Annotated in this window: 17 protein-coding genes and 1 pseudogene; 11 read left to right on the forward strand and 7 right to left on the reverse strand. The window is 64.8% G+C overall.

The annotated features are described in order from the left end of the window. Positions 1-458, reverse strand: a 458-nt coding sequence (locus tag EN745_RS11510; protein ID WP_145992009.1) for an FAD-binding oxidoreductase, incomplete at its 3' end; no start/stop codon positions are given. A 15-nt stretch (positions 459-473) separates the two neighbouring features. Then, positions 474-1061, reverse strand: a complete 588-nt coding sequence (locus EN745_RS11515) for an XRE family transcriptional regulator (protein WP_126054069.1) — start codon at positions 1059-1061, stop codon at positions 474-476. Between the two features lie 235 nt (positions 1062-1296). Between EN745_RS11515 and EN745_RS11520 the strand changes: the two genes are divergently transcribed. Next, the gene (locus tag EN745_RS11520) at positions 1297-2001 is read left to right on the forward strand and encodes a nitroreductase (protein ID WP_126054070.1); all 705 of its coding nucleotides are present in this window, start codon (positions 1297-1299) and stop codon (positions 1999-2001) included. A 36-nt stretch (positions 2002-2037) separates the two neighbouring features. Here the strand turns inward: EN745_RS11520 and EN745_RS11525 are convergent, their stop codons facing one another. Further along, positions 2038-3369: an MFS transporter gene (locus tag EN745_RS11525; RefSeq protein WP_245487694.1), complete on the reverse strand. Its 1332-nt coding sequence runs from the start codon at positions 3367-3369 to the stop codon at positions 2038-2040. On the opposite strand from EN745_RS11525, the gene EN745_RS36925 reads away from it, so the two are divergent. After that, a complete protein-coding gene (locus tag EN745_RS36925; protein WP_245455447.1) occupies positions 3368-3523 on the forward strand; it encodes a hypothetical protein in 156 nt (51 codons plus the stop codon). The genes EN745_RS11525 and EN745_RS36925 overlap by 2 nt on opposite strands. A 71-nt stretch (positions 3524-3594) precedes the next feature. Here the strand turns inward: EN745_RS36925 and EN745_RS11530 are convergent, their stop codons facing one another. Genes EN745_RS11530 through EN745_RS11545 form a run of 4 tightly spaced genes read right to left on the reverse strand, consistent with a single transcriptional unit; the run spans position 3595 to position 8733 of the window. Beyond that, complete coding sequence (locus tag EN745_RS11530) at positions 3595-4182, reverse strand: sarcosine oxidase subunit gamma (RefSeq protein WP_126054072.1); 588 nt, start codon at positions 4180-4182, stop codon at positions 3595-3597. Continuing rightward, positions 4175-7168 (reverse strand): sarcosine oxidase subunit alpha, encoded by a 2994-nt coding sequence (locus tag EN745_RS11535; RefSeq protein WP_127421284.1) that lies wholly within the window; start codon positions 7166-7168, stop codon positions 4175-4177. The genes EN745_RS11530 and EN745_RS11535 overlap by 8 nt, the downstream gene beginning before the upstream one ends. After that, on the reverse strand, positions 7165-7461 hold the full coding sequence (locus tag EN745_RS11540) for a sarcosine oxidase subunit delta (RefSeq protein WP_127421285.1): 297 nt from the start codon (positions 7459-7461) through the stop codon (positions 7165-7167). Before EN745_RS11540 ends, EN745_RS11535 begins: the two co-directional genes overlap by 4 nt. A 12-nt stretch (positions 7462-7473) precedes the next feature. Continuing rightward, positions 7474-8733 (reverse strand): sarcosine oxidase subunit beta, encoded by a 1260-nt coding sequence (locus EN745_RS11545; RefSeq protein WP_127421286.1) that lies wholly within the window; start codon positions 8731-8733, stop codon positions 7474-7476. Positions 8734-8952: 219 nt separating this feature from the next. Here EN745_RS11545 and EN745_RS11550 point away from each other — a divergent pair, with 219 nt between their 5' ends. From EN745_RS11550 to EN745_RS11590, 9 genes and pseudogenes are all read left to right on the forward strand, one after another. Then, positions 8953-11442: a mechanosensitive ion channel family protein gene (locus EN745_RS11550; protein ID WP_127421287.1), complete on the forward strand. Its 2490-nt coding sequence runs from the start codon at positions 8953-8955 to the stop codon at positions 11440-11442. A gap of 165 nt (positions 11443-11607) precedes the next feature. After that, on the forward strand, positions 11608-11871 hold the full coding sequence (locus EN745_RS11555; protein ID WP_006335571.1) for a hypothetical protein: 264 nt from the start codon (positions 11608-11610) through the stop codon (positions 11869-11871). 205 nt (positions 11872-12076) lie between these two features. Continuing rightward, positions 12077-13516, forward strand: coding sequence for a UbiA family prenyltransferase (locus EN745_RS11560; protein WP_127405848.1), 1440 nt, complete (start codon positions 12077-12079; stop codon positions 13514-13516). Then, a complete protein-coding gene (locus tag EN745_RS11565) occupies positions 13513-14871 on the forward strand; it encodes an FAD-binding oxidoreductase (RefSeq protein ID WP_245455448.1) in 1359 nt (452 codons plus the stop codon). The genes EN745_RS11560 and EN745_RS11565 overlap by 4 nt, the downstream gene beginning before the upstream one ends. Positions 14872-14990: 119 nt before the next feature. Then, positions 14991-15425, forward strand: coding sequence for an EamA family transporter (locus EN745_RS11570; RefSeq protein WP_126054077.1), 435 nt, complete (start codon positions 14991-14993; stop codon positions 15423-15425). Continuing rightward, on the forward strand, positions 15422-16429 hold the full coding sequence (locus EN745_RS11575) for an NAD(P)-dependent oxidoreductase (protein ID WP_126054078.1): 1008 nt from the start codon (positions 15422-15424) through the stop codon (positions 16427-16429). The genes EN745_RS11570 and EN745_RS11575 overlap by 4 nt, the downstream gene beginning before the upstream one ends. Positions 16430-16468: 39 nt before the next feature. Beyond that, a complete protein-coding gene (locus tag EN745_RS11580; RefSeq protein WP_189363023.1) occupies positions 16469-17929 on the forward strand; it encodes an aspartate aminotransferase family protein in 1461 nt (486 codons plus the stop codon). 8 nt (positions 17930-17937) lie between these two features. After that, positions 17938-19179 carry a hypothetical protein gene (locus EN745_RS11585; protein WP_127421289.1) on the forward strand — a complete coding sequence of 414 codons (1242 nt, stop codon included), beginning with the start codon at positions 17938-17940 and terminating at the stop codon, positions 19177-19179. Beyond that, positions 19176-19552, forward strand: a pseudogene (locus EN745_RS11590) (FkbM family methyltransferase); the annotation flags it as partial. The gene EN745_RS11585 and the pseudogene EN745_RS11590, both read left to right, overlap by 4 nt.

Below are 19552 nucleotides of genomic sequence, written 5' to 3' on the forward strand. Positions count from 1 at the left end.
GGATCGATGTCGCCGTCGCTCGGGTCGTAGAGCGCGCCTTTCAGCTCATGCGTCTCGATGAAGGGATAGCGGCGCTTGATCTCGTCCAGCCCGACGACGTCGATGTCCATGCCCTGGTAGCGGCCCATGCCCTTGGCGCGCCGGAATTCCTGCATGCGCTCCTTCGAATGGGCGAGCCTGAGCGAGCCGGTGACGTGGTAGTTCATCGGATAGTCGACGGCATCGGCGAGCCCGCGATAGAGCTCGGTCGAATAGCGCTGCATGTTCATCAGCGACCATGAGGACGAGAAGGTCGGCACGTTGCCGGCGGCATGCCAGGTCGAGCCCGAGGTCAACTCGTTCTTTTCGAGCAGCACGCAATCGGTCCACCCCGCCTTGCAAAGGTGGTAGAGCGAGGAGGCGCCGACGACACCGCCTCCGATGATCACCACGCGTGCCGTGCTCGGCAAACCCGCCATGTTCTTCCCCTCCAATCAATAGACAGGTGGCGAAACCACCCAGATGACCACCGCCGGCTCGGCGCCGGGATTGCGCCAGCGAAACGGCTTGCCATCGAAACGAAAGCTGTCGCCTTCGCCGAGCCGGTGCCAGACGCCGGCAATCTCGATCTCGAAAACACCCGACGTAACATAGCCGGCTTCTTCGGTCGGACGGCGCGCTTCGGTCTTCAGCTCCGCACCCGGCGCAAATTCCGAGCGCAGCATCTCGAAGCTACCGCCGAGGTCGGGCGACAGAAGCTCCTCCACAAGTCCGGATTCGCTTGTGCCAAGCGAGCGGCGGCTGCCGGCACGCACGACCACGCCGCGCTCCGCCTCGACCGGCACGTCATGGCTGAAGAACAGGCTGATCGGCACGCCGAACAGGTCGGCGAAAGCCCTGAGGTCGCCGAGCGAAGGGACCGACAGGCCGCGCTCTACCTGACTGACCCAGCCGACGGAGCGGCCGAGCCTCAGGCCGATCTCGGCCAGCGTCAGCCCGCGCGCCTTGCGCAGCGCACGGATGTCGCCGGCCAGCAACCGCTCGCCATTGTCCTGTTCCGGCCTGGGAGCGGTCGAGACCATCGGCCTTCCGATGAAAAATTGGAGACAAATTTCATGAGAGGGCAACTCCATGAAAAAATCAAGAGGATTTTCATGATGCCGCAAGATTTGCTTGCGCGTTTTTTGCGGTTCATGCAAAGGCTCGGCGACGAACGGCGAATGGGGACGTCCGGTCGGGGGCCAGGTTTCAAGGAGTCTGTGCGTGGTCCTTCGCGGGAGCCGGTTTGGTTCCCGGTCACGCGCAAAGGGACGACCCATGCTGGAAAACAACAGCCGGATAGCCAAGGATGCGGCGATCGTCGACGAGGCGATCACGTCGCGCCGCTCGGTGCGCGCCTTCCTGCCCGATATGGTCGACGACGAGACGGTCCGCGACATCCTTTCCGTCGCCGCGCGCGCGCCATCCGGCACCAACATGCAGCCTTGGCGGGTGTATGTCACCAAGGGCGATGTCAAGCAGCGCATTTCTGAGGCCATCCTCAATTCAGGCATCCGCGCCGAGAAGGCCGAGTGGGACGAGTATCGCTACTATCCCGACCAGTTCTTCGAACCCTATCTCACTCGTCGCCGCGCGAACGGCTTCGGCCTATATGGCGCGCTCGGCATCGGCCGGCGCGAGGTCGACAGGATGCGGGCGCAGCACGATCGCAACTTCGTCTTCTTCGATGCGCCCGTCGGCATAATCTTCACCGTCGACCGGCGGCTGAACAAAGGATCGTGGATCGACTACGGCATGTTCTTGCAGAACATCATGGTGGCAGCGAGGGGCAGGGGCCTGCATACCTGCCCACAGGCGGCCTTCGCGCCTTATCACCGGCAGATCCGCCCGGTTCTCAACATCCCCGACGAGGAGATCGTCGTCTGCGGCATGGCGCTGGGCTACGAGGACAAATCCAAGCCCGAGAACGAATTTCGTACCGACCGCGCGCCGCTGGAAGACTGGGTAACGTTCAGCGAGTAACGGCCGCCAGCCAGCGCCAGCGGCCTTACTCGGTGTTCACATGCGCGCCCCGCTGACATGGGCGCCGTCCTGCGGCGTCAGCCGCAGATACGCGAACAGCGCGCACAGCGTGATCAGGCCTTCAATCAAGAACAGGATGCGGAAATCGTTGACGCTGGCATGGCCGCCGCTGGCGAGCAAAGACAACAACGCCGCCGCCAGGCCGACGCTGATCGCCACCGCAAGCTGCCAGAGAATGTAGTAGAGCGCGCTGAAGCGGGCGAGTTGCTCGGGCGCGACATCCGAATAGGAAAGGTTCCCGGTTGAAGCCCATTGCACCGAGCGGAAGACGCCGAAGATGAAGATGTAGGCGAGCACGATCCAGGCGGGCAGACTCGCCTGCATCGAGGCGAAGCCCGCGACGAGGCAAGCGACGATCGGCGTGTTGGTGACCAGCACGCGGCGGAAGCCAAAGCGGTTGAGGATGCGCGGCATCATGAAGCGCGTCAGCAACGAACCGATCGCGGCGACGAAGGTCAGCGATCCCGCCTGCACCGCGCTCATACCGAAGCCGAGTTGGAACATCAGCGGCAGAAGGAAAACGACGGAGCTCAGCCCGATCGTGTCGAGGCCGCCGCCGGTCAGGAAGCTGACGCGGAAGGTGCGGATGCGCAGCAGCTTGAGGTCGAGCAGCGGATTGCGGACGCGCAGGCAATAGAAGGACGCGACGGTCAGGATGGCGACGGCCGCACCCAGCTCGGCGGCGATGATGCCGGCGGCGGCGTCCTTGGCGGCGAGCGAATCCATGCCGAAGACGAGCAGCGCCATGCCGCTGCCGACTAGCAGGAAGCCCGGAAAGTCGAACGGGGTGCGGACCGGCTTGGTCGCGGAGGGGAACAGCGAGGCGGCGAGCAGCGCGGCAATGAGCGCAATCGGGATGTTTATGTAGAAGATCCAGCGCCACGAGACGTAGGTGGTGAGCGTGCCGCCGACCAGCGGGCCCACCAATGGTCCGGACTGGCCGGCCAGCGAAATGTACATGTTGATCTTGAGCGTGCGGTCGCGCGGAAAGCTCGACAGGATCACCACTTGGCCGAGCGTGCCCATCAGCGCGCCGCCAAAACCCTGCAGGGCGCGCGAGGCGACCAGCATCCAGATGTTCTCCGAGAGGCCGCAAAGTGCCGAGGCGCTGGCGAAGACGAGAAGGGCGAAGCAATACACGTTGCGCAGGCCGAAGCGGTCCGCCGCCCAGCCGCCGAGCGGCATCGAAATGATCAGGCTGGCTACATAGACGGTGATCAGAAGGCCAAGCTGGCTCGGCGGGCGGGCCAAGCTTTCACCGATGCCGGGAAGTGCGGTCACCACTACATTCTGGTCGAGGCTGGTCATGAAGACGCCGCAGGCGACCGTTGCCGGCAACAGCATCGACATCTCGCCCGCCGGAGCAAAGCGGGTGGTGGCCGTCACCGAAGTCTCTGCGGTCATGGAGGATATGGTCGAACTGGTTGCCTGGACGGGCACCTGCTCCGGCAAGAGCCCGTGATTGCCTATCTATCGGCCCGGCTGGCCCAAGCCTCAAGCAGCAGTTGTGGCCGTCCGTAGTGCCAGCCGGAGCTATTGCACCTCGTAGCCGACTTCCTCGCTGGCGTGGCACAGCGCCTTCCAGAAGGAGCGGGCGAAGGAGCGGAAGACATAGATGTCGAACTGGTCGGCGCCGGTGCGCTGAATCTGCGCGAAGACGTCGTGATGGGTGGTCGAGCGGCCGGCGCCGACCGGGAAGGCCGGCAGCGCGAAATCGATGGCAAAGAACTTCGCCAGCACCCATTCGGCCTTCGGGCCGGCGATGCGGATCGCGGTGCGGCCATGCGACAGGTCGGTGACGGTGCCCACGTCCGGCGTGACGACGCCGCTGAACGCGGCCGCAAGGCCCTCGGCGTCGTCGATGACGGTGAACTTGCCTGGCGCGATGCCGAATGCCGATCTGCCGCCGTTGGTGACGCCGCCGCCGGCGCCGTCGGGCAGGGCAAGGCCCGCGACCTTGTATATCGCCGACATAAGGCGCTTCTCCTCGCCCGGCCATGCGGCGAGCTGCAGGATCGAGCCCGGCCGCGTCTCAGACAGGATGACGTCGACGCCATGTTCGAAATTGCCGTGCGAGCCCGGGTGGTACTCCGGCTCGAGCGGAGATTGACGTTCAACCATGCATGCGGCTCCCGTCCGGGTCGTAGAAGTGGTTGGAGACGATCTCGATCGGCCCGAAGCGATTGCGCAACGGGTCCGAGACGAAAGCGCGCGTGCCGTGCCTGGCCTTGCCGCCCTTGACCAGCGCTAGCGCGATATGCTTGCCGAGCGCCGGCGAATAGCAGCAGGCGGTTATGTGGCCGATCGAATCGCGTGGATTGGCTTCGTCCAGTTCCTCGACGATATGCGCGCCGCCGTTGAACGGGCGGTTGTCGAGCGAGACCAGGCCGACCAGTTGCAGCCGGTCAGGCGTGATCAGGCCCTCGCGGTCCATCATCGCCGAGCCGATGAAGGGCTTCTTCTTCGACAGCATCCAGTCGAGATGCAGGTCGCGCGCCGTGGTGCGGCCGTCGATCTCGGCGCCGGTGACATGGCCCTTCTCGATGCGCATCGTACCCAGCGCCTCGAGCCCGTAGGTGACCAGGCCGGATGGCTTGCCAGCCTCGATCAGCGCCTCCCAGACATGGGTGCCGTAGCCGGCGCCGGAATAGACCTCGAAGGCCATCTCGCCGGAAAAGGACAGGCGGCAGATCATCACCGGCACGCCCGCAATCTGGCCACGGACGATGCCCATGAAAGGCAGGGTGGCGTTGTCGACGGCGGTGCCGGTGACGCAGGTGGCGAGGATGGCTCTCGCCTTCGGCCCGCCGATCGCAGCGCCTGCCCATTCGTCGGTCACCGAGGTGACGGTGACCTTCAATTCCGGCCAGATCACGTCGAGGAAATATTCCAGATGCTGCATCACCTTGCCGGCATTGGCGGTGGTGGTGGTCATCAGGAAGTCCTGCTCGCCGAGCCGCCAGGTGGTGCCGTCGTCGAAGGCAAGCCCGTCCTCGCGCAGCATCAGGCCGTAGCGCGCCTTGCCGACGGCAAGCGTGGAAAACATGTTGGTGTAGACGCGGTCGAGGAATTCCGCCGCGTCCGGTCCCTGCACGGCGATCTTGCCCAGCGTCGAGACGTCGACGATGCCGGCGCTGTCGCGGGTGGCCTTGGCTTCGCGCACATAGGCCTGCTCGACCGTCTCGCCGGCAAGGCCGTAGATCATCGGCCGGTACCAGAGGCCTGCGGAATACATCCGCGCGCCGTTGGCGATATGCCAGTCGTGCATCGGGGTCAGCCGCTCGGGTTTGAGATCGCCAAAACGCTCGGCCGCCAGCGAGCCGATCGACACCGCCGTGTAGGGTGGGCGGAAGCGCGTCGTGCCGACCTCGGGGATCGGCTTGCCGAGAGCCTCGGCCATGATGGCGAGGCCCGGCACGTTGGAGCTCTTGCCCTGGTCGGTCGCCATGCCAAGCGTGGTGTAGCGCTTGAGGTGCTCGACCGAGATGAAGCCCTCGCGGTGCGCCAACCGCACGTCTTCCGCCGTGACGTCGTGCTGGAAATCGACGAAGCTCTTGCCCGCCGCCTTGATCTCGAACACCGGCGCCGGGTCGGGCTCGCCGGGCGCGGCTTCGACGTCCGGCAGGGCCGTCGGCGCGTCCGTGCCGCCCGCGGCAGCGACACCGGCGGTGCGGCCTTCGGCGATGGCCTCGGCGGTCGAGAAACTGCCGGTGAAGGCGCCTGCGCCGATCCAGCGCTGCGTCGGCTTCGGTGGCAGGAAGGCCTGCCTGGCCGGGTTCCACTCAGCCTTTGCGCCGGCCTGGCTGGCGAGATGGATCGTCGGCGACCAGCCGCCTGACATCAGCAGGCAGTCGGCATGGATGCTGCGCGCGTCGCCGGTGAGCGCGCCACTCAGCATGTCGAAGCGCTGCACTTTTAGGCCGGAGAGAGCCTTGCCGCCCTCGGTGGCCACCACGGCGTGACCGGAGAGCATTTCCGCCTCGGCCTCGGTGGCCAGCCGACGCATTTCGTCCGACAGCCCGGAGCGAACGTCGACGATTGCGACGATCGCGGCCCCTGCCTTCCTCAGCGCCAGGGCGGAACGGTAGGCGCTGTCATTGTTGGTGAACAGGGCAATCCTCTCGCCGGGCAGGACGCCATATTCGTTGGCGTAGCGCTCTGCGGCATGCGCCAGCATGACGCCCGGCCGGTCATTGCCGGGGAAGACCAGCGGCCGTTCGAAGGAGCCGGTGGCAAGCACCACGGTTCTGGCGCGGATCGCCCAGTAGCGATGGCGCGGCTCGCCCTTGGCCAGGCTCTCCTTGTGGTCGCTGACACGCTCCAGCGCGGCAAGCGTGTTGCCGTCATAGTAGCCCCAGACCGTGGTGCGCGGCAAAAGCCGCACATTGTCGTTGCCTTCGAGTTGGCCGGCAACGCGCGCCGCCCAGTCGTCCGCCGGCATGCCGTCGATCGTCTCGCCGGACCAGTTGGCCGAGCCGCCGAAGCGCGGCTCCAGCTCGGTGAGGATGACGCGCGCGCCCTGTTCGGCGGCAGCCTTGGCGGCCATCAGCCCGGCCGGACCGGAGCCGACCACCAGCACGTCGCAGAAGGCGTTCATGCGCTCATAGCGCGAAGTGTCGGCGGCGGTGCCGGCTCTGCCGAGACCGGCGGCGCGGCGGATAAAATGCTCGCAGAACATCCAGAAGCGGGTGCCTTTGAGCGGGCCGATCACCGGCCCCATGAAGGTCTTGTAGTAGAAGCCGGCCGACAGGAGCTTGCCGCCGAGCTGGTTGGCCGCACTGACGTCCCAGGCAAGCGACGGGAAGCGGTTCTGGCTGACGGCGGTGAGCCCGTCATAGATCTCGACCATGGTCGCGGCGATGTTCGGTTCGCGCACCTCGCCGCGCAGCACCGTTACCAGCGCGTTCGGCTCCTCGACACCGGCCGTGAGCACGCCGCGCGGGCGGTGGTACTTGAACGAGCGGCCGAACAGCGTCACGCCATTGGCGAGCAGCGCCGAGGCCAGCGTGTCGCCGGCATGGCCGGTATAGGTCACGCCGTCGAAGGTGAAGCGGATGGTGCGCAGCCGGTCGACGCGGCCGCCGTTCTCGATGCGACGGGGGCTCACGACTTGGCTTCCGTCTTGTGCCGCGTGGCGGATCTGTGGCCGCCATGCGCGAAAGCAGTGCTGGAAATCTCGTGTGTCAGCGTGTTGCGCACGACCCTGACATGGGCTCGGCAACCGCCGGCATGCTGCCAGATCTCATTGTGGTCGCCGGCCGGGTTCAGCCGGTCGTAGACATAGACGTTCCAGGCGTCGAGGTCCTGCGAGTTGGGTTGCGGGCGCTGGCGGTTGCCGTCGCCTTGATAGGTGAACTCGATGACGTCGCGCGGGCCACAATAGGGACAGGTGATAAGCATCTTATTTCAACCCTAATGCAGCCGAGGCGTCGCGCCTTGGCCCTTGTCGTCGATGACGAGACCGCGATAGAAGCGGTCGAGCGTGAACGGCGCGTTGAGCTCGTGCGGCTCGTCCTTGGCGATGGTCCAGGCAAAGCAAAAGCCGGAGGCAGGCGTCGCCTTGAAGCCGCCGTAGCACCAGCCGCAATTGAGATACATGCCGGGCAGCGGGCCAGTGGTAATGATCGGCGAGCCGTCCATCGTCATGTCGCAGAGGCCGCCCCAGGAGCGCAGCATGCGCACGCGCGCCAGGCCGGGGAACAGCGCCAGCATCTCGCTCATCACCTCGTCGACGATCGGCAGGCTGCCGCGCTGGGCATAGCTATTGTAGCCGTCGAGGTCGCCGCCATAGACCAAGCCGCCCTTGTCGGACTGCGAGATGTAAAAGTGACCCATGCCGAAGGTCAGGATCGTGTCGATGATCGGCTTCAGCGATTCCGACACGAAGGCCTGCAGCACATGGCTCTCGATCGGCATCTTGTCGATGCCGGCCAGTTGCATGACGCGGCCGGTGCTGCCGGCAACGGCGAGCGCCACCTTCCTGGCGCGGATCTCGCCGCGCGTCGTCGAAACGCCGGTGATGCGGTCGCCGTCGCGCAGAAAACCGGTGACCTCGCAATTCTCGATGATGTCGACGCCGCGCCGGTCGGCGCCGCGCGCATAGCCCCAGGCCACCGCATCGTGGCGGGCGCTGCCGGCGCGCCGCTGCATCAGGCCGCCGATGACAGGGAACCGCGCCGAGCCGGAGACGTCGAGCGCCGGCACGAGCCGCTTGATCTGGTCGACGGTCATCAGCTCGGCATCGACGCCGAGATGGCGCATGGCATTGCCGCGCCTGGCATAGTCGTCGAACTGGGCGGGCGTATGCGCCAGGTTCAGACAGCCGCGCTGCGAGAACATGACATTGTAGTTGAGGTCGTGCGAGAGGTTCTCCCAAAGCTTCATCGAATGCTCGTAGAAGCGGGTGTTGGAAGGCAAAAGGTAGTTCGAGCGCACTGCGGTGGTGTTGCGGCCGACATTGCCTGAGCCCAGCCAGCCCTTCTCCAGCACCGCGACATTGGTGATGCCGTGCTCCTTGGCGAGGTAGTAGGCGGTCGACAGGCCGTGCCCACCGCCGCCGATGACGATCACGTCATAGGATGCCTTTGGGTCCGGCTTGCGCCAGGCCGGCTTCCAGTCCTTGTTTCCGCTGAGCGCGTTCGTGAGGAGCGAAAAGGCCGAATATTCCGCCATGTTTCATGTCGTCCGGTTTGTGCGATGCGGCAGACTATAGAGCAGGCAGCGGGCGCAAAGCCAAGATTGCGCCATCGCTTTTCGACAGGCCGACTTCCACTTGCCTGACCAGGGACGGCTTGCACTTGCCTGATCGGGGACGGCTTGCCGCGGGGTATGGCGGTCTTTATCAAGAACGAAATTTCGAAGTCTTTTCGGCAGCGAGTCGCCATCAAGGTCATGTTCTTCCGGTTACTTCGCCTGATCCTGGTTCTGATGCTAGCCGTTTCGGCGCAGCCTTCGTTCGATGCGATGGCGCAGGCCATCGGCCAGGGTTCCGCGCAACTGATCGCCGACCAACAGAAGGTCGTCCAGGACCTGGCGGCCAAGACCGATGGTCTCGAAAAGAAGGTCGCCGACGACGCCGAGGATGACGCAGCGCTTGTCGACGTCCGCCTGCAACTCGAGGATCTGTCGCGGGCGGCATTGAACAGCGCACTGGCCTTCCGCTCGCGTCTTGCCGACATCAACAACCGGATCGAGGTGCTTGGCCCGCCGCCGGCGCAGGGGCAGCCGCAGGAACCGGCGATCGTTACCAACGAGCGCGGCGCGCTTGCCGCCGAAAAGGCCGAGATCAACGCCGTCATCGCCAGCGCGCAAAACCTGTCGATCCGCATCAACAGCCTGATCGACAAGATCGGCGTCATGCGCAGCGACCTTTTCCGCAATTTCCTCGCCAAGCGCTATGAACTGACGGACGCGCTCAGTCCCCAGGCCTTTTCCGATGCGCACGATCAATTCACCGGCCTTTACAAAGCCGTCTCGTCCTGGCTGATCTTCGCCTTCAAATTCAAACTCCAGGCCGTGCTCGCAGCGGCCCTGATGGCGCTGGGACTGGCGGCGGTGCTGCTGGTCGGCGGCCGGCGCCTGTTCGGGCGCATCTTCGAACCCGACCCGTCCATCGAGGAGCCGTCCTATCTCAGCCGGCTTTCCGTGGCGTTCTGGTCGACGCTGCTCCCGTCCGCGGCGCTCTCGGTGTTCCTCGCCTCGACCGTGTTCTTCTTCAATTATTACAACGTGCTGCGCGGCGACATCGGCGTCTTCCTCAATGCGCTGCTCGCCGTCATCGCGGTGGTGTTCTGCGTCAACCGGCTGACCAATGCCGCGCTTGAGCCGCGCCTGCCCAACTGGCGCCTGATTCCGGTCGAAACCGGGCCGGCGCGGTGGCTGGTGCGGCTGACGACGGCGATGGCGGTGGTCATCGGCTTTAACAATTTCCTGTCCGTGGTCAACGACAAGATGGGCTCGCCGCTGTCGCTGACCATCGCGCGCAGCTTTGTCGCTACCATCATCGTCGGCGTCATCCTGATCCTGATGGCGCTGCTGAAGCCGTTCCGGGCGCGGGATGGAACATGGCGCCCGTGGCCGGCCTGGCTTCGCGTCACCGCCGTCGCGCTCGGCCTGTTCACCATCGCGGCGGCGCTGCTCGGCTATATCGGCCTTGCGCTATTCGTCTCGCTGCAGGTGGTGGTCACCGGCACCGTCCTTGTCACCGCCTATATCGGCTTCCTGTCGGCACGGGCGATCGGCGAAGAGGGCGGCTTCGCCGACACGTCGGCTGGGCGCTGGCTGACCGCCAATTCAAGCTATGATGAAACCGCGCTCGACCAGCTCGGTCTGGTCGTCAGCATCGCCATCAACCTGATGATCGTGCTGGTGTTCCTGCCGCTGATCCTCTTGATGTGGGGTTTCCAGCCCGGCGACATCCAAGCGTGGGCATACAAACTGGCGACGGGCGTCACCATCGGCTCGGTGACGATCTCGTTCACCGGCATCCTCAGCGGCATCGTGGTCTTCGTCATCGGCTATTTCCTGACGCGCTGGTTCCAGGGCTGGCTCGACGGCTCGGTGATGGCGCGCGGCAGGGTCGACGCCGGCGTGCGCAACTCGATCCGGCTGGCGGTCGGCTATGCCGGCGTCGCCATTGCCGGCCTCGTCGGCGTCTCGGCGGCCGGCATCGACCTGTCAAACCTGGCGCTCGTTGCCGGCGCCCTGTCGCTCGGTATCGGCTTCGGCCTGCAAAATGTGGTGTCGAACTTCGTCTCCGGCCTGATCCTGCTTGCCGAGCGTCCGTTCAAGGTCGGCGACTGGATCGTCGCCGGCGACACCACCGGAACGGTCAAGAAGATCAGCGTGCGCGCCACCGAGATCGAGACCTTCCAGCGGCAGTCGGTGATCCTGCCCAACTCGACCCTGATCAACAATGCGGTCGGCAACTGGACGCACCGCAACAAGCTCGGCCGCGTCGACATCAAGGTCGGCGTCGCCTATGGCAGCGACGTCAAGCGGGTGCATGCGCTTTTGCTCGAAATCGCGCGCAGCCATCCGCTGGTGCTGAAGAACCCCGAGCCGTTCGTACTGTTCGCCAATTTCGGCGGCGCCGCGCTCGAATTCGAGATCCGCGTGTTCCTCGCCGACATCCTGAACGGCAACATCGTGCAGAACGACATCCGCTTTGCCATCTTCGATGAGTTCAACAGCGAGCATATCGAGATACCCTCGACGCCACGCGCCGTGGTTGAGACGACAAAGCCCGAGGCGTGGCCGATCGACGACGACAAGATGGAGGCCGACTTCGCCGAGAAGGAGCAAGCGGAAGCCGAAGCCGCGGTTGAAAAGGCGCGCCTGGCAAAGTCCAGGCGCAAGGGCAGCAAACCTGATCCGGACTGAGGCGGCACACCACGGAATCGTGCCTGTGTCCGGCAAAAGCCAATTGCGGCATGAATGCGGCATTCAGTTGCGGTTCAGCTTCGATCTCATATAAGCTCGCATGCAAAGGGCGAGAATGCCTTGCAAATGCAACAAGAAGGCGGTGTGGAAACACCGGTATTGCAAATGTGGAAGTCTGTCGTCGCCGCCATCGCTTTTCTAGCCGTGGGCGGGTCGGCTTTCGCCGCCAGCGCGGTCAACAAGGACGCCGAGACCCGGACGCTGATCGTGACCGAGGGCGGCGGCAAGACGGAGCTGGCGCTGGCCGCCGGCGAAACCGTGGAATTCTGCCCGAATGGCTGTTTCGTCACCTTGCCGAATGGTGACCTCGAAGCCCTGACCGGCTCGGAAACGGTCGAGATTTCGGGTGGCGTCGCCCGCATCAAGTAAAACCGGGCAGCATCTCTCGCGAAGGCCGGGCAAACTGCCCGGCCTTTTATTGTTTCCGGTAGCGGTTGTTTAACACTGACCGGGGAAATACCACCGCACAGCCTGGCCGCAACCTGACGTTTTAACGTTCGCTGCGTCATCTCCCGCTATATCCGACCCGAAGCCGCCGAACAGGGCGCGAAGGAATCAGGCAGGGCAGGGAATCATGGACGCGCGGTCGGACAGGAACGCAATTCCGCTTGCGGTCGATCTCGACGGCACGCTGATTGCGACCGACCTCCTTTGGGAAGGCTTGTTCATCCTTCTCAAGAAGAATCCGCTCTATGTCTTCCTGGTGCCGTTCTGGCTGGCCGGCGGGCCGGCCAGACTCAAGCAGGAGATCGCTGCCCGCATCGATATCGATCCGGCTTCGCTGCCTTACCGCGAGGCGCTGCTCGATCGGCTCCGCACCGAGCATCGGGAAGGTCGCGAGATCGTGCTGGCGACCGGCACGCCGCGCAAGTTCGCCGAGGCGATCGCCTCGCATCTGGGCATTTTCGACCGCGTGCTGGCGACCGATGGTCCGCACAACATGACCTCAGGCAGGAAACGCGACTCGCTGGTCGCCGCCTATGGCGACGGCGGCTTCGACTATGCGGGCAACAGCCGGCACGATCTCCAGGTTTTCGACGCAGCGCGCAGCGCGATCGTGGTGGCGCCCGACCGCCATGCCGCGCGCTGGCAGGCCGGGCATGGCGCCGAAACGGTTGCGGTGCCGAAGCCGACATTGAAGACATTCGTCAAGATGCTGCGCGTGCATCAATGGCTGAAGAATGCGCTGATCGCGGTGCCGATGGTGCTGTCGCACGAGTACTTCAACATCGACATGATCTGGGAATGCGTGCTGGCGTTCATCTCCTTCAGCGCCGTGGCTTCCGCCATCTACATCCTCAACGACTTCTTCGACCTCGCGCTCGACCGCAAACACCCGACCAAGCGCTATCGCCCCTTCGCCACCGGCGCGCTCACTATCCCCTTCGGCTTCGGCGCGATGATGGCGCTGATCGCCGTCGGCATCGCCGCCGGGCTTTTGCTGCCGATCGAATTCCTCGGCGTGCTGGGCGGCTACATGGTTGTCACCACAGCCTATTCGCTGTCGTTCAAGCGCATGCTCCTGGTCGATGTGCTGACGCTGGCCGGGCTCTATACGATCCGGGTGCTGGCAGGTGCCGCGGCGACGGGCGTCGACGTCTCCTTCTGGCTGCTCGCCTTCTCGATCTTCTTCTTCCTGTCGCTGGCGCTGGTGAAGCGCTTCGTCGAATTGCGCACCACTGCCATTCCTGCCGGCGAGCGCATCGCCGGCCGCGGCTACCGCACCGAAGACCAGGAGATCGTGGCCCAGGCCGGCATGGCCTCCGCCTTCTCCTCGGCCCTGGTGCTCGCGCTCTACATGGACAGCGTCGCGGTGCGCGAGCTCTATTCGCATCCATGGGTGATGTGGCCGCTGGCGCCGATCGTGCTCTACCTCACGATGCGCGTCTGGATCCTCGCCCGCCGCGACGAGATGCACGACGATCCTGTCGTCTTCATCATCCGCGACTGGCGCAGCCAGATCGTTGTCGCCATCGGCGCCGCCCTTCTGGTGGCTGGAGCCTGGGGCGGTTGATCAGGGGCGGCGAACGTTTCGGCAGTTTTGGGCTGGCGACGCCTCCGGCACGCCATGCCATCCCGGCCGACCATGCCGTCGCGCTGCTGAAGAGCGGCGCTGCCAAGCCGGGTTCGCTGCTTGGTTATGGCAATGGCCGTTCCTATGGCGACACATGCCAGAATCAGGCCGGCTCGGTGGTCGACATGCGGCCGCTCAACCGCGTCCGCGCCTTCAATGCCGGGACGGGTGTGTTGGAAGCGGATGCCGGCGTGCTCTTGCGCGATATCATCTCCCATGCCGCTCCCTACGGCTTCTTCCCGGCGGTGGTTCCCGGCACGCAATTCGTGACGCTTGGCGGGGCGATCGCCAACGACATCCACGGCAAGAACCATCATCGGCGCGGCACGTTCGGCTGCCATGTCGAGTCGCTGACACTGCTGCGCTCGGACGGCAATACCTGCCGCTGCTCCGACACGGACAATGCTAGACTGTTCCGGGCAACCATTGGCGGCATGGGGCTGACCGGGCTGATCCTGTCGGCCTCGATCCGGCTGATGCGGGTGCCTTCGCTCGACGTCGTCGAGACGGTGACACCATTTGGCGATCTCGGCCAATTCTTCGAGCTTGCCGAGGCGGCCGACCAGGCCAATGAATATGCCGTCGCCTGGATTGACCAGCTCGCCGGCGGTCACGGCCGCGGGCGCGGCCTGCTGTTCGCCGGCAACCATGCCGAGCATGGCTCGCACACAGCGTCCCGCGCAAACGCCCGCCTTTCGGTGCCGCTGCAGCCGCCTTTCAATGTGCTCAACCGGCCGTTCCTCACCGCCTTCAACGCCGCTTACCGGTGGAAGAAAGGGCGATCGCCGGCGCCGCGTCAGGTTGGCTACCAGGGCTTCTTCTTTCCGCTTGACGGTGTTGGCGACTGGAACCGGCTCTACGGGCCGAAAGGCCTCTTCCAGCACCAGTGCGTGGTGCCGGAGGAGGCCGCGCGGCTTGCCGTGCCGGCGCTGCTGGAGGCGGCACGGCGCGCTGGGCAGGGGTCCTTCCTCACCGTGCTGAAGCGCTTCGGCAAGGTCCGCTCGCCGGCGCTGCTGTCTTTTCCGAGGCCTGGTTACACGCTGACGCTCGACTTCCCCAACCGGGGCGAGAGGACGCTCGAGCTGCTTTCCGAACTCGACCGCATCACGGTCGAGGCGGGCGGCGCGGTCAACCCCTACAAGGACGCGCGCATGGGCGCCGAGACCTTCGCGGCATCCTTCCCGGACTGGCGGCGGCTGGAGGCGTTGCGCGACCCCGCCTTCATGTCCGACTTCTGGGCGCGCACAGCGAAGAAACTGGATGAACGGCGAGGGATGGCAGAGGCGGCGGAATAGGTAGAATTCGAATAAATCTTGGCAAATAAAACATTGTGCCGGGATTTACTTAAAGCAGCACGTGATTTCACGAAATGTTTGCAGGTTTGTAGTAGGACCGCTGCGGGGCAGGTGGCAACATGAAATACATCGTCTTCATCCTTTTTACGGTCATGACCAATGCCGCGGCGCAGCTGATGCTGAAGCAAGGCATGATGTCGCTCGGGCCGATTTCGTTCGAGGGCACCAATCCGCTGCTGAAGCTGCTGCAGATCGTCTTCAGTCCCTGGGTGTTCCTGGGGCTCTGCACCTTCGTCATCTCGATGGCCTCGCATCTCTACGTGCTGTCGAAGGTCGAGCTCAGCTTCGCCTATCCGTTTCTCAGCCTCGCCTATGTCGCGGTGGCAGTGTTTGCCTACTTCGTTTTCCGCGAGGACCTCAACGGCTGGCGCGTTGCCGGCATCGCCTGCATCTGCGTCGGCACGGTGCTGATAGCGCAGAGCGGACGCGGAGATGAGGACCAGACCGCATCCATCACCCAAGACAAGATCGGCACAAGCGAGATCGTTCGATGAGACATGTCATTTTCGGAGGCGACGGTTTCGTCGGTCGCCACCTTGCCCCGAAGCTCGCGGCCGATGGCGAAGAGGTCGTTGTCGCCGACATCGTCAAGAGTGACCTGCCGCACTACCGGTCCGTCCGCTACATCAAGTGCGACGTGACGGAACCGGCTTCGGTGTCATGCGTCGGTGTCCGGGCGGACGACATGGTCTACAACCTGTCGGCGAAGATGCTGTCGCCGATACAGGTGCGCGCCAAGCGGCACGACTTCTTCTTCCCGGTGAACTTCCACGGCACCGAGCACATCATCAAGGTGATGGACAAGGCCGGCGCCTCGAAGCTCGTCCACTACACGACCGACATGATCTACGGCCATACGGTGACACTGCCGATGACCGAGGAACACCCGGTCGCGCCGCTCGGCGAGTACGGCCTGTCGAAGCTGAAGACCGAGGAGCTGGCTGCCGATTGGCGCAAGCGCGGCATGTCGATCTCGTTGTTCAGGCCGCGCCTGATCATCGGCCCCGGCCGCCTCGGCATCCTGGAAAAACTGTTCAAGCTGATCGACTGGAATCTTCCCGTGCCGATGATCGGCTCGGGCAAGAATCCCTACCAGTTCATCTCTGTTTTCGACTGCGCGGAAGCTGCCCGCGCCGCCTGGAAGGCCGGCGTGCCGAACGAGGCCTATAATCTCGGCTCCCTCAACCCGCCGCCGGTGAAGAAGCTGCTTGGCGACCTGATCCGGCATGCCGGCTCGAAATCGATCCTGATCCCGACACCGGGCTGGGCGGTCAAGCGCACGCTCGACCTGCTCGACCTCATGAACATGCCGATCATGGACCCCGAGCAATATCTGATCGCCGACGAAGAGTGCGTTCTCGACGTGTCCAAGGCCGAGCGCCAGCTCGGCTGGGTGCCGCAATATCGCGACGAGGACATGCTGATCGCCGCCTACAGCGAGTACCGCGCCAAGAAGGACGGCCATGCCGTCGCCACCGAACATGTGCCCGCCGAGTAAGGCGACCAAGGCCAATAGGAGATTCTCGAGATGACCGTCATGGCCAAGCCGGAACAAACGGGCGCGCGCACGCTTGTCGATGCGCCGGCGCTGTCGCCCGCCACCATCGCCAAGCCCGACCTGATCAGCGTCGAGCAGGCCAAGGCGATGGATGTCGCCCGCATCACCGACCTGTTCAAGGCGCATCTCAATCCGGGCCAGTTGCATTTCATGAAGCTGCTCGGCTTCCACAAGGTGAAGATCGAGCGCGCCGAGGGCATGTTCTACATCGACCAGAACGGCCGCAAGATACTCGATTTCTTCGGCGGCTTCGGTTCGCTGGCCTTCGGCCACAACCACCCGCGCATCCTGGAGGCGCGGAAGACATTTCAGGAGGAAAAGCGGCAGGAAATCGCCATCGCCTTCATGTCGCAATATGCCGCGGCCCTTGCGCACAACATCGCCAAGTGCTCGCCCGGCGACCTCGACATGGTGTTCCTCGGCTCGTCCGGCTCGGAAGCCATGGAAGCTGCGGTTAAGCTTGCCGAGCGCGCCGCCGGCCCGAAGCGGCCGAAGGTCGTCTATGCCGAGAATTCCTTTCATGGCAAGACCAAGGGCGTGCTTGCGATCACCGACGGCCAACTCTACCGCGCCGACTTCAAGGTGGCGGACAATGTCGTGCGGGTGCCCTTCGCCGACATCGATGCGGTGGAGCGCCTGTTCAGGACCGATCCCGAGATCGGCGTCATCGTGCTCGAAACCATCCAGGGCGGCGGCGGCATCATCCAGGCGCCTGCCGAATACTGGCAGAAGCTGCGCGCCTTGTGCGACCGGCATGGCGTGCTGTGGGTCGCCGACGAGGTGCAGTGCGGCTATGGCCGTTCCGGCCGCTTCTACGCCTTCGAGCATTACGGTGTCGTGCCGGACGTGACGGCGCTGGCGAAATCGCTGGGCGCCGGCAAGGCGGCGGTCGGCGCCATGATCGCCAGGCGCGATGTCTACATGAAGGCCTATGGCACGCCGAAGACGGCGATGATCCATGCCATGGCCACGTTCGGCGGCATGGGCGAGGCCTGCGTCACCGCGATCGAGGGGCTGAACGTGCTCTACGAAGAAGGCCTGATCGACAATGCGGCCGCGACCGGTGATTACCTTCTGCAGCGCTTGCAGGCGCTCAAGGAAAAATATCCGAAGATCATCAAGGTCGTGCGCGGCAAGGGTTTCATGATCGGGCTCGAGTTCCACGATTTCTCGCAGACCCTGCCTATGGTGCTGCGGCCGGTGGTCAGCGTGCTCGACGACAAGCTGAAGGGCTCGCTGTCCGGCTTCGTCGGCGCGCTGCTGCTGCGCGACTATGACGTCCTCGTCGCCTTCACCGAATACAACCGCAACGTCATCCGGCTCGAGCCGCCGCTGATCTGCCAGCGCGAGCATGTCGACCGCTTCGTCGATGCCTTCGACAGCCTGCTGTCGCGCGGCATCGTGGCGATCGTGAAGGATTTCGTCAAAAGCCTTCGCTGAGCGGGACGATGCTGACCAGGCCGCCGACTGTCCCGACCAATCCGCTCGACCGACTGACCGGCGCCGGCCTGGCGTGGGGTGAGGGGACCTATGCGCGGTTCGCCGCACCGATTGGCGCGATTGCCTTGGCGCTCTATATCCTGCTGACGGCGGCGACGGCCTGGATCATGCCCGACGCCAATTGGGATATGCTGCCCTATCTGGCGGTCGCCGAGGAAGGCACCTATCCCGATCCGCAGGCCCTGCACGACTATGCCTACAGCACGGTCAAGGCGGGCGTCTCGGCCGCCGACTACAAGACGCTGACTGACGATGGCGGCGGCTTCCGCAGCCACATGGCGGAGAATGCCGCAGACTTCCATTCGCTGCTCGGCATGTACCGGATCAAGTTCCTCTACGCCGAGATCCTGTCCGGCCTCAGCCATGTCGTGTCGCCGGTCGAGGCGATGCGGCTGGTGTCGGTGGTATCGGTGCTGCTGTTTGGCGCCATCGCCCTGCTTTGGCTGCGCTCGGAAGGCGCACTGGCGCTGGCGCCGGTGGTCGGCGCGGTGCTGATCATGGCCGATTTCGGCGGCGCGGCGCGAGCCTCGACGCCGGATCTGATGTGCGCTGCGCTCTTCCTCGGCGGGCTCTATGCCTATGTGCGTGAGCGCGAGGCGGCGAGCGCGATCCTGCTCTTCCTCGCCTTCATGGCGCGGCCGGACAACATCGTCTTCCTGGCCATCTTCGCCATGCTGCTCATCGCCTACCGGCAGAAGGCATGGGGCGCGCTGGCGGGCTTTGCCGCCTCGTTCATTGCTTATTTCGCCATCTCGCACTGGGCCCAGCACCCAGGCTGGTGGCCGCATCTGTGGTTCTCCACCATCGAGCAGCATTACAATATGGACGGCTTCGAGCCGCCTTTCTCGCTCGCGGCCTACCTCAGGGCGTTTGCCGTCTCGCTGCTGCGCGCCGTCACCATGAACAGCTGGGTTGGCGTCTCGGTACTGGCACTGGCCGGCTGGTTTGCGCTTGGCCGCGCCGGCTTCCGGCTCGACCGCCGCGCCGGCATCCTGCTTGCGGCTCTGGTGCTCGGCGTGCTGGCGAAGTTCACGGTGTTCCCGATCCACGACACGCGCATCTATTTCCCCAATCTCCTGCCGCCATTCCTGCTGCTTGCCGGCCCGCTGATGGCGCTGTGGGCTGCGGCCGGTCAGTGCCATGTCGCGGCGCACGTCATTGCCGGAGACAAGCCCGGAGACACGCAATGAGTTCCATTTCCAGCCTGGCGCGCCTTGCGCTGTCGTTCGGCCTGCCCGCCGGGCTGCTCGATCGCGGGCCGGCGCTGCGCGGCACGAAATTCCTCGCCAAGGCGGCGCTGCGGGCGCGCTTCGGTGGCAGGCCGTTCCAGATGGTCAATGTCGGCGCCTGCGATGGCGCCCTGTTCGACGATGTCACGCCGTGGCTGCACCGCATTGCGCGGGCGCGTGCCGTTCTGGTCGAGCCGGTTCCCTACAATCAGAAACGGCTGCGCGCCAACTATCCCGATACGGAGCGCTTCATCATCGAGCCGGTAGCTGTGACCCGGACGAAGGGCTCGATCACGGTTCATACGTTTGACGCCGCGGCACTCGAGGCCGGCAC

The organism is Mesorhizobium sp. M4A.F.Ca.ET.022.05.2.1, assembly GCF_003998845.1.
Lineage (GTDB): Bacteria > Pseudomonadota > Alphaproteobacteria > Rhizobiales > Rhizobiaceae > Mesorhizobium.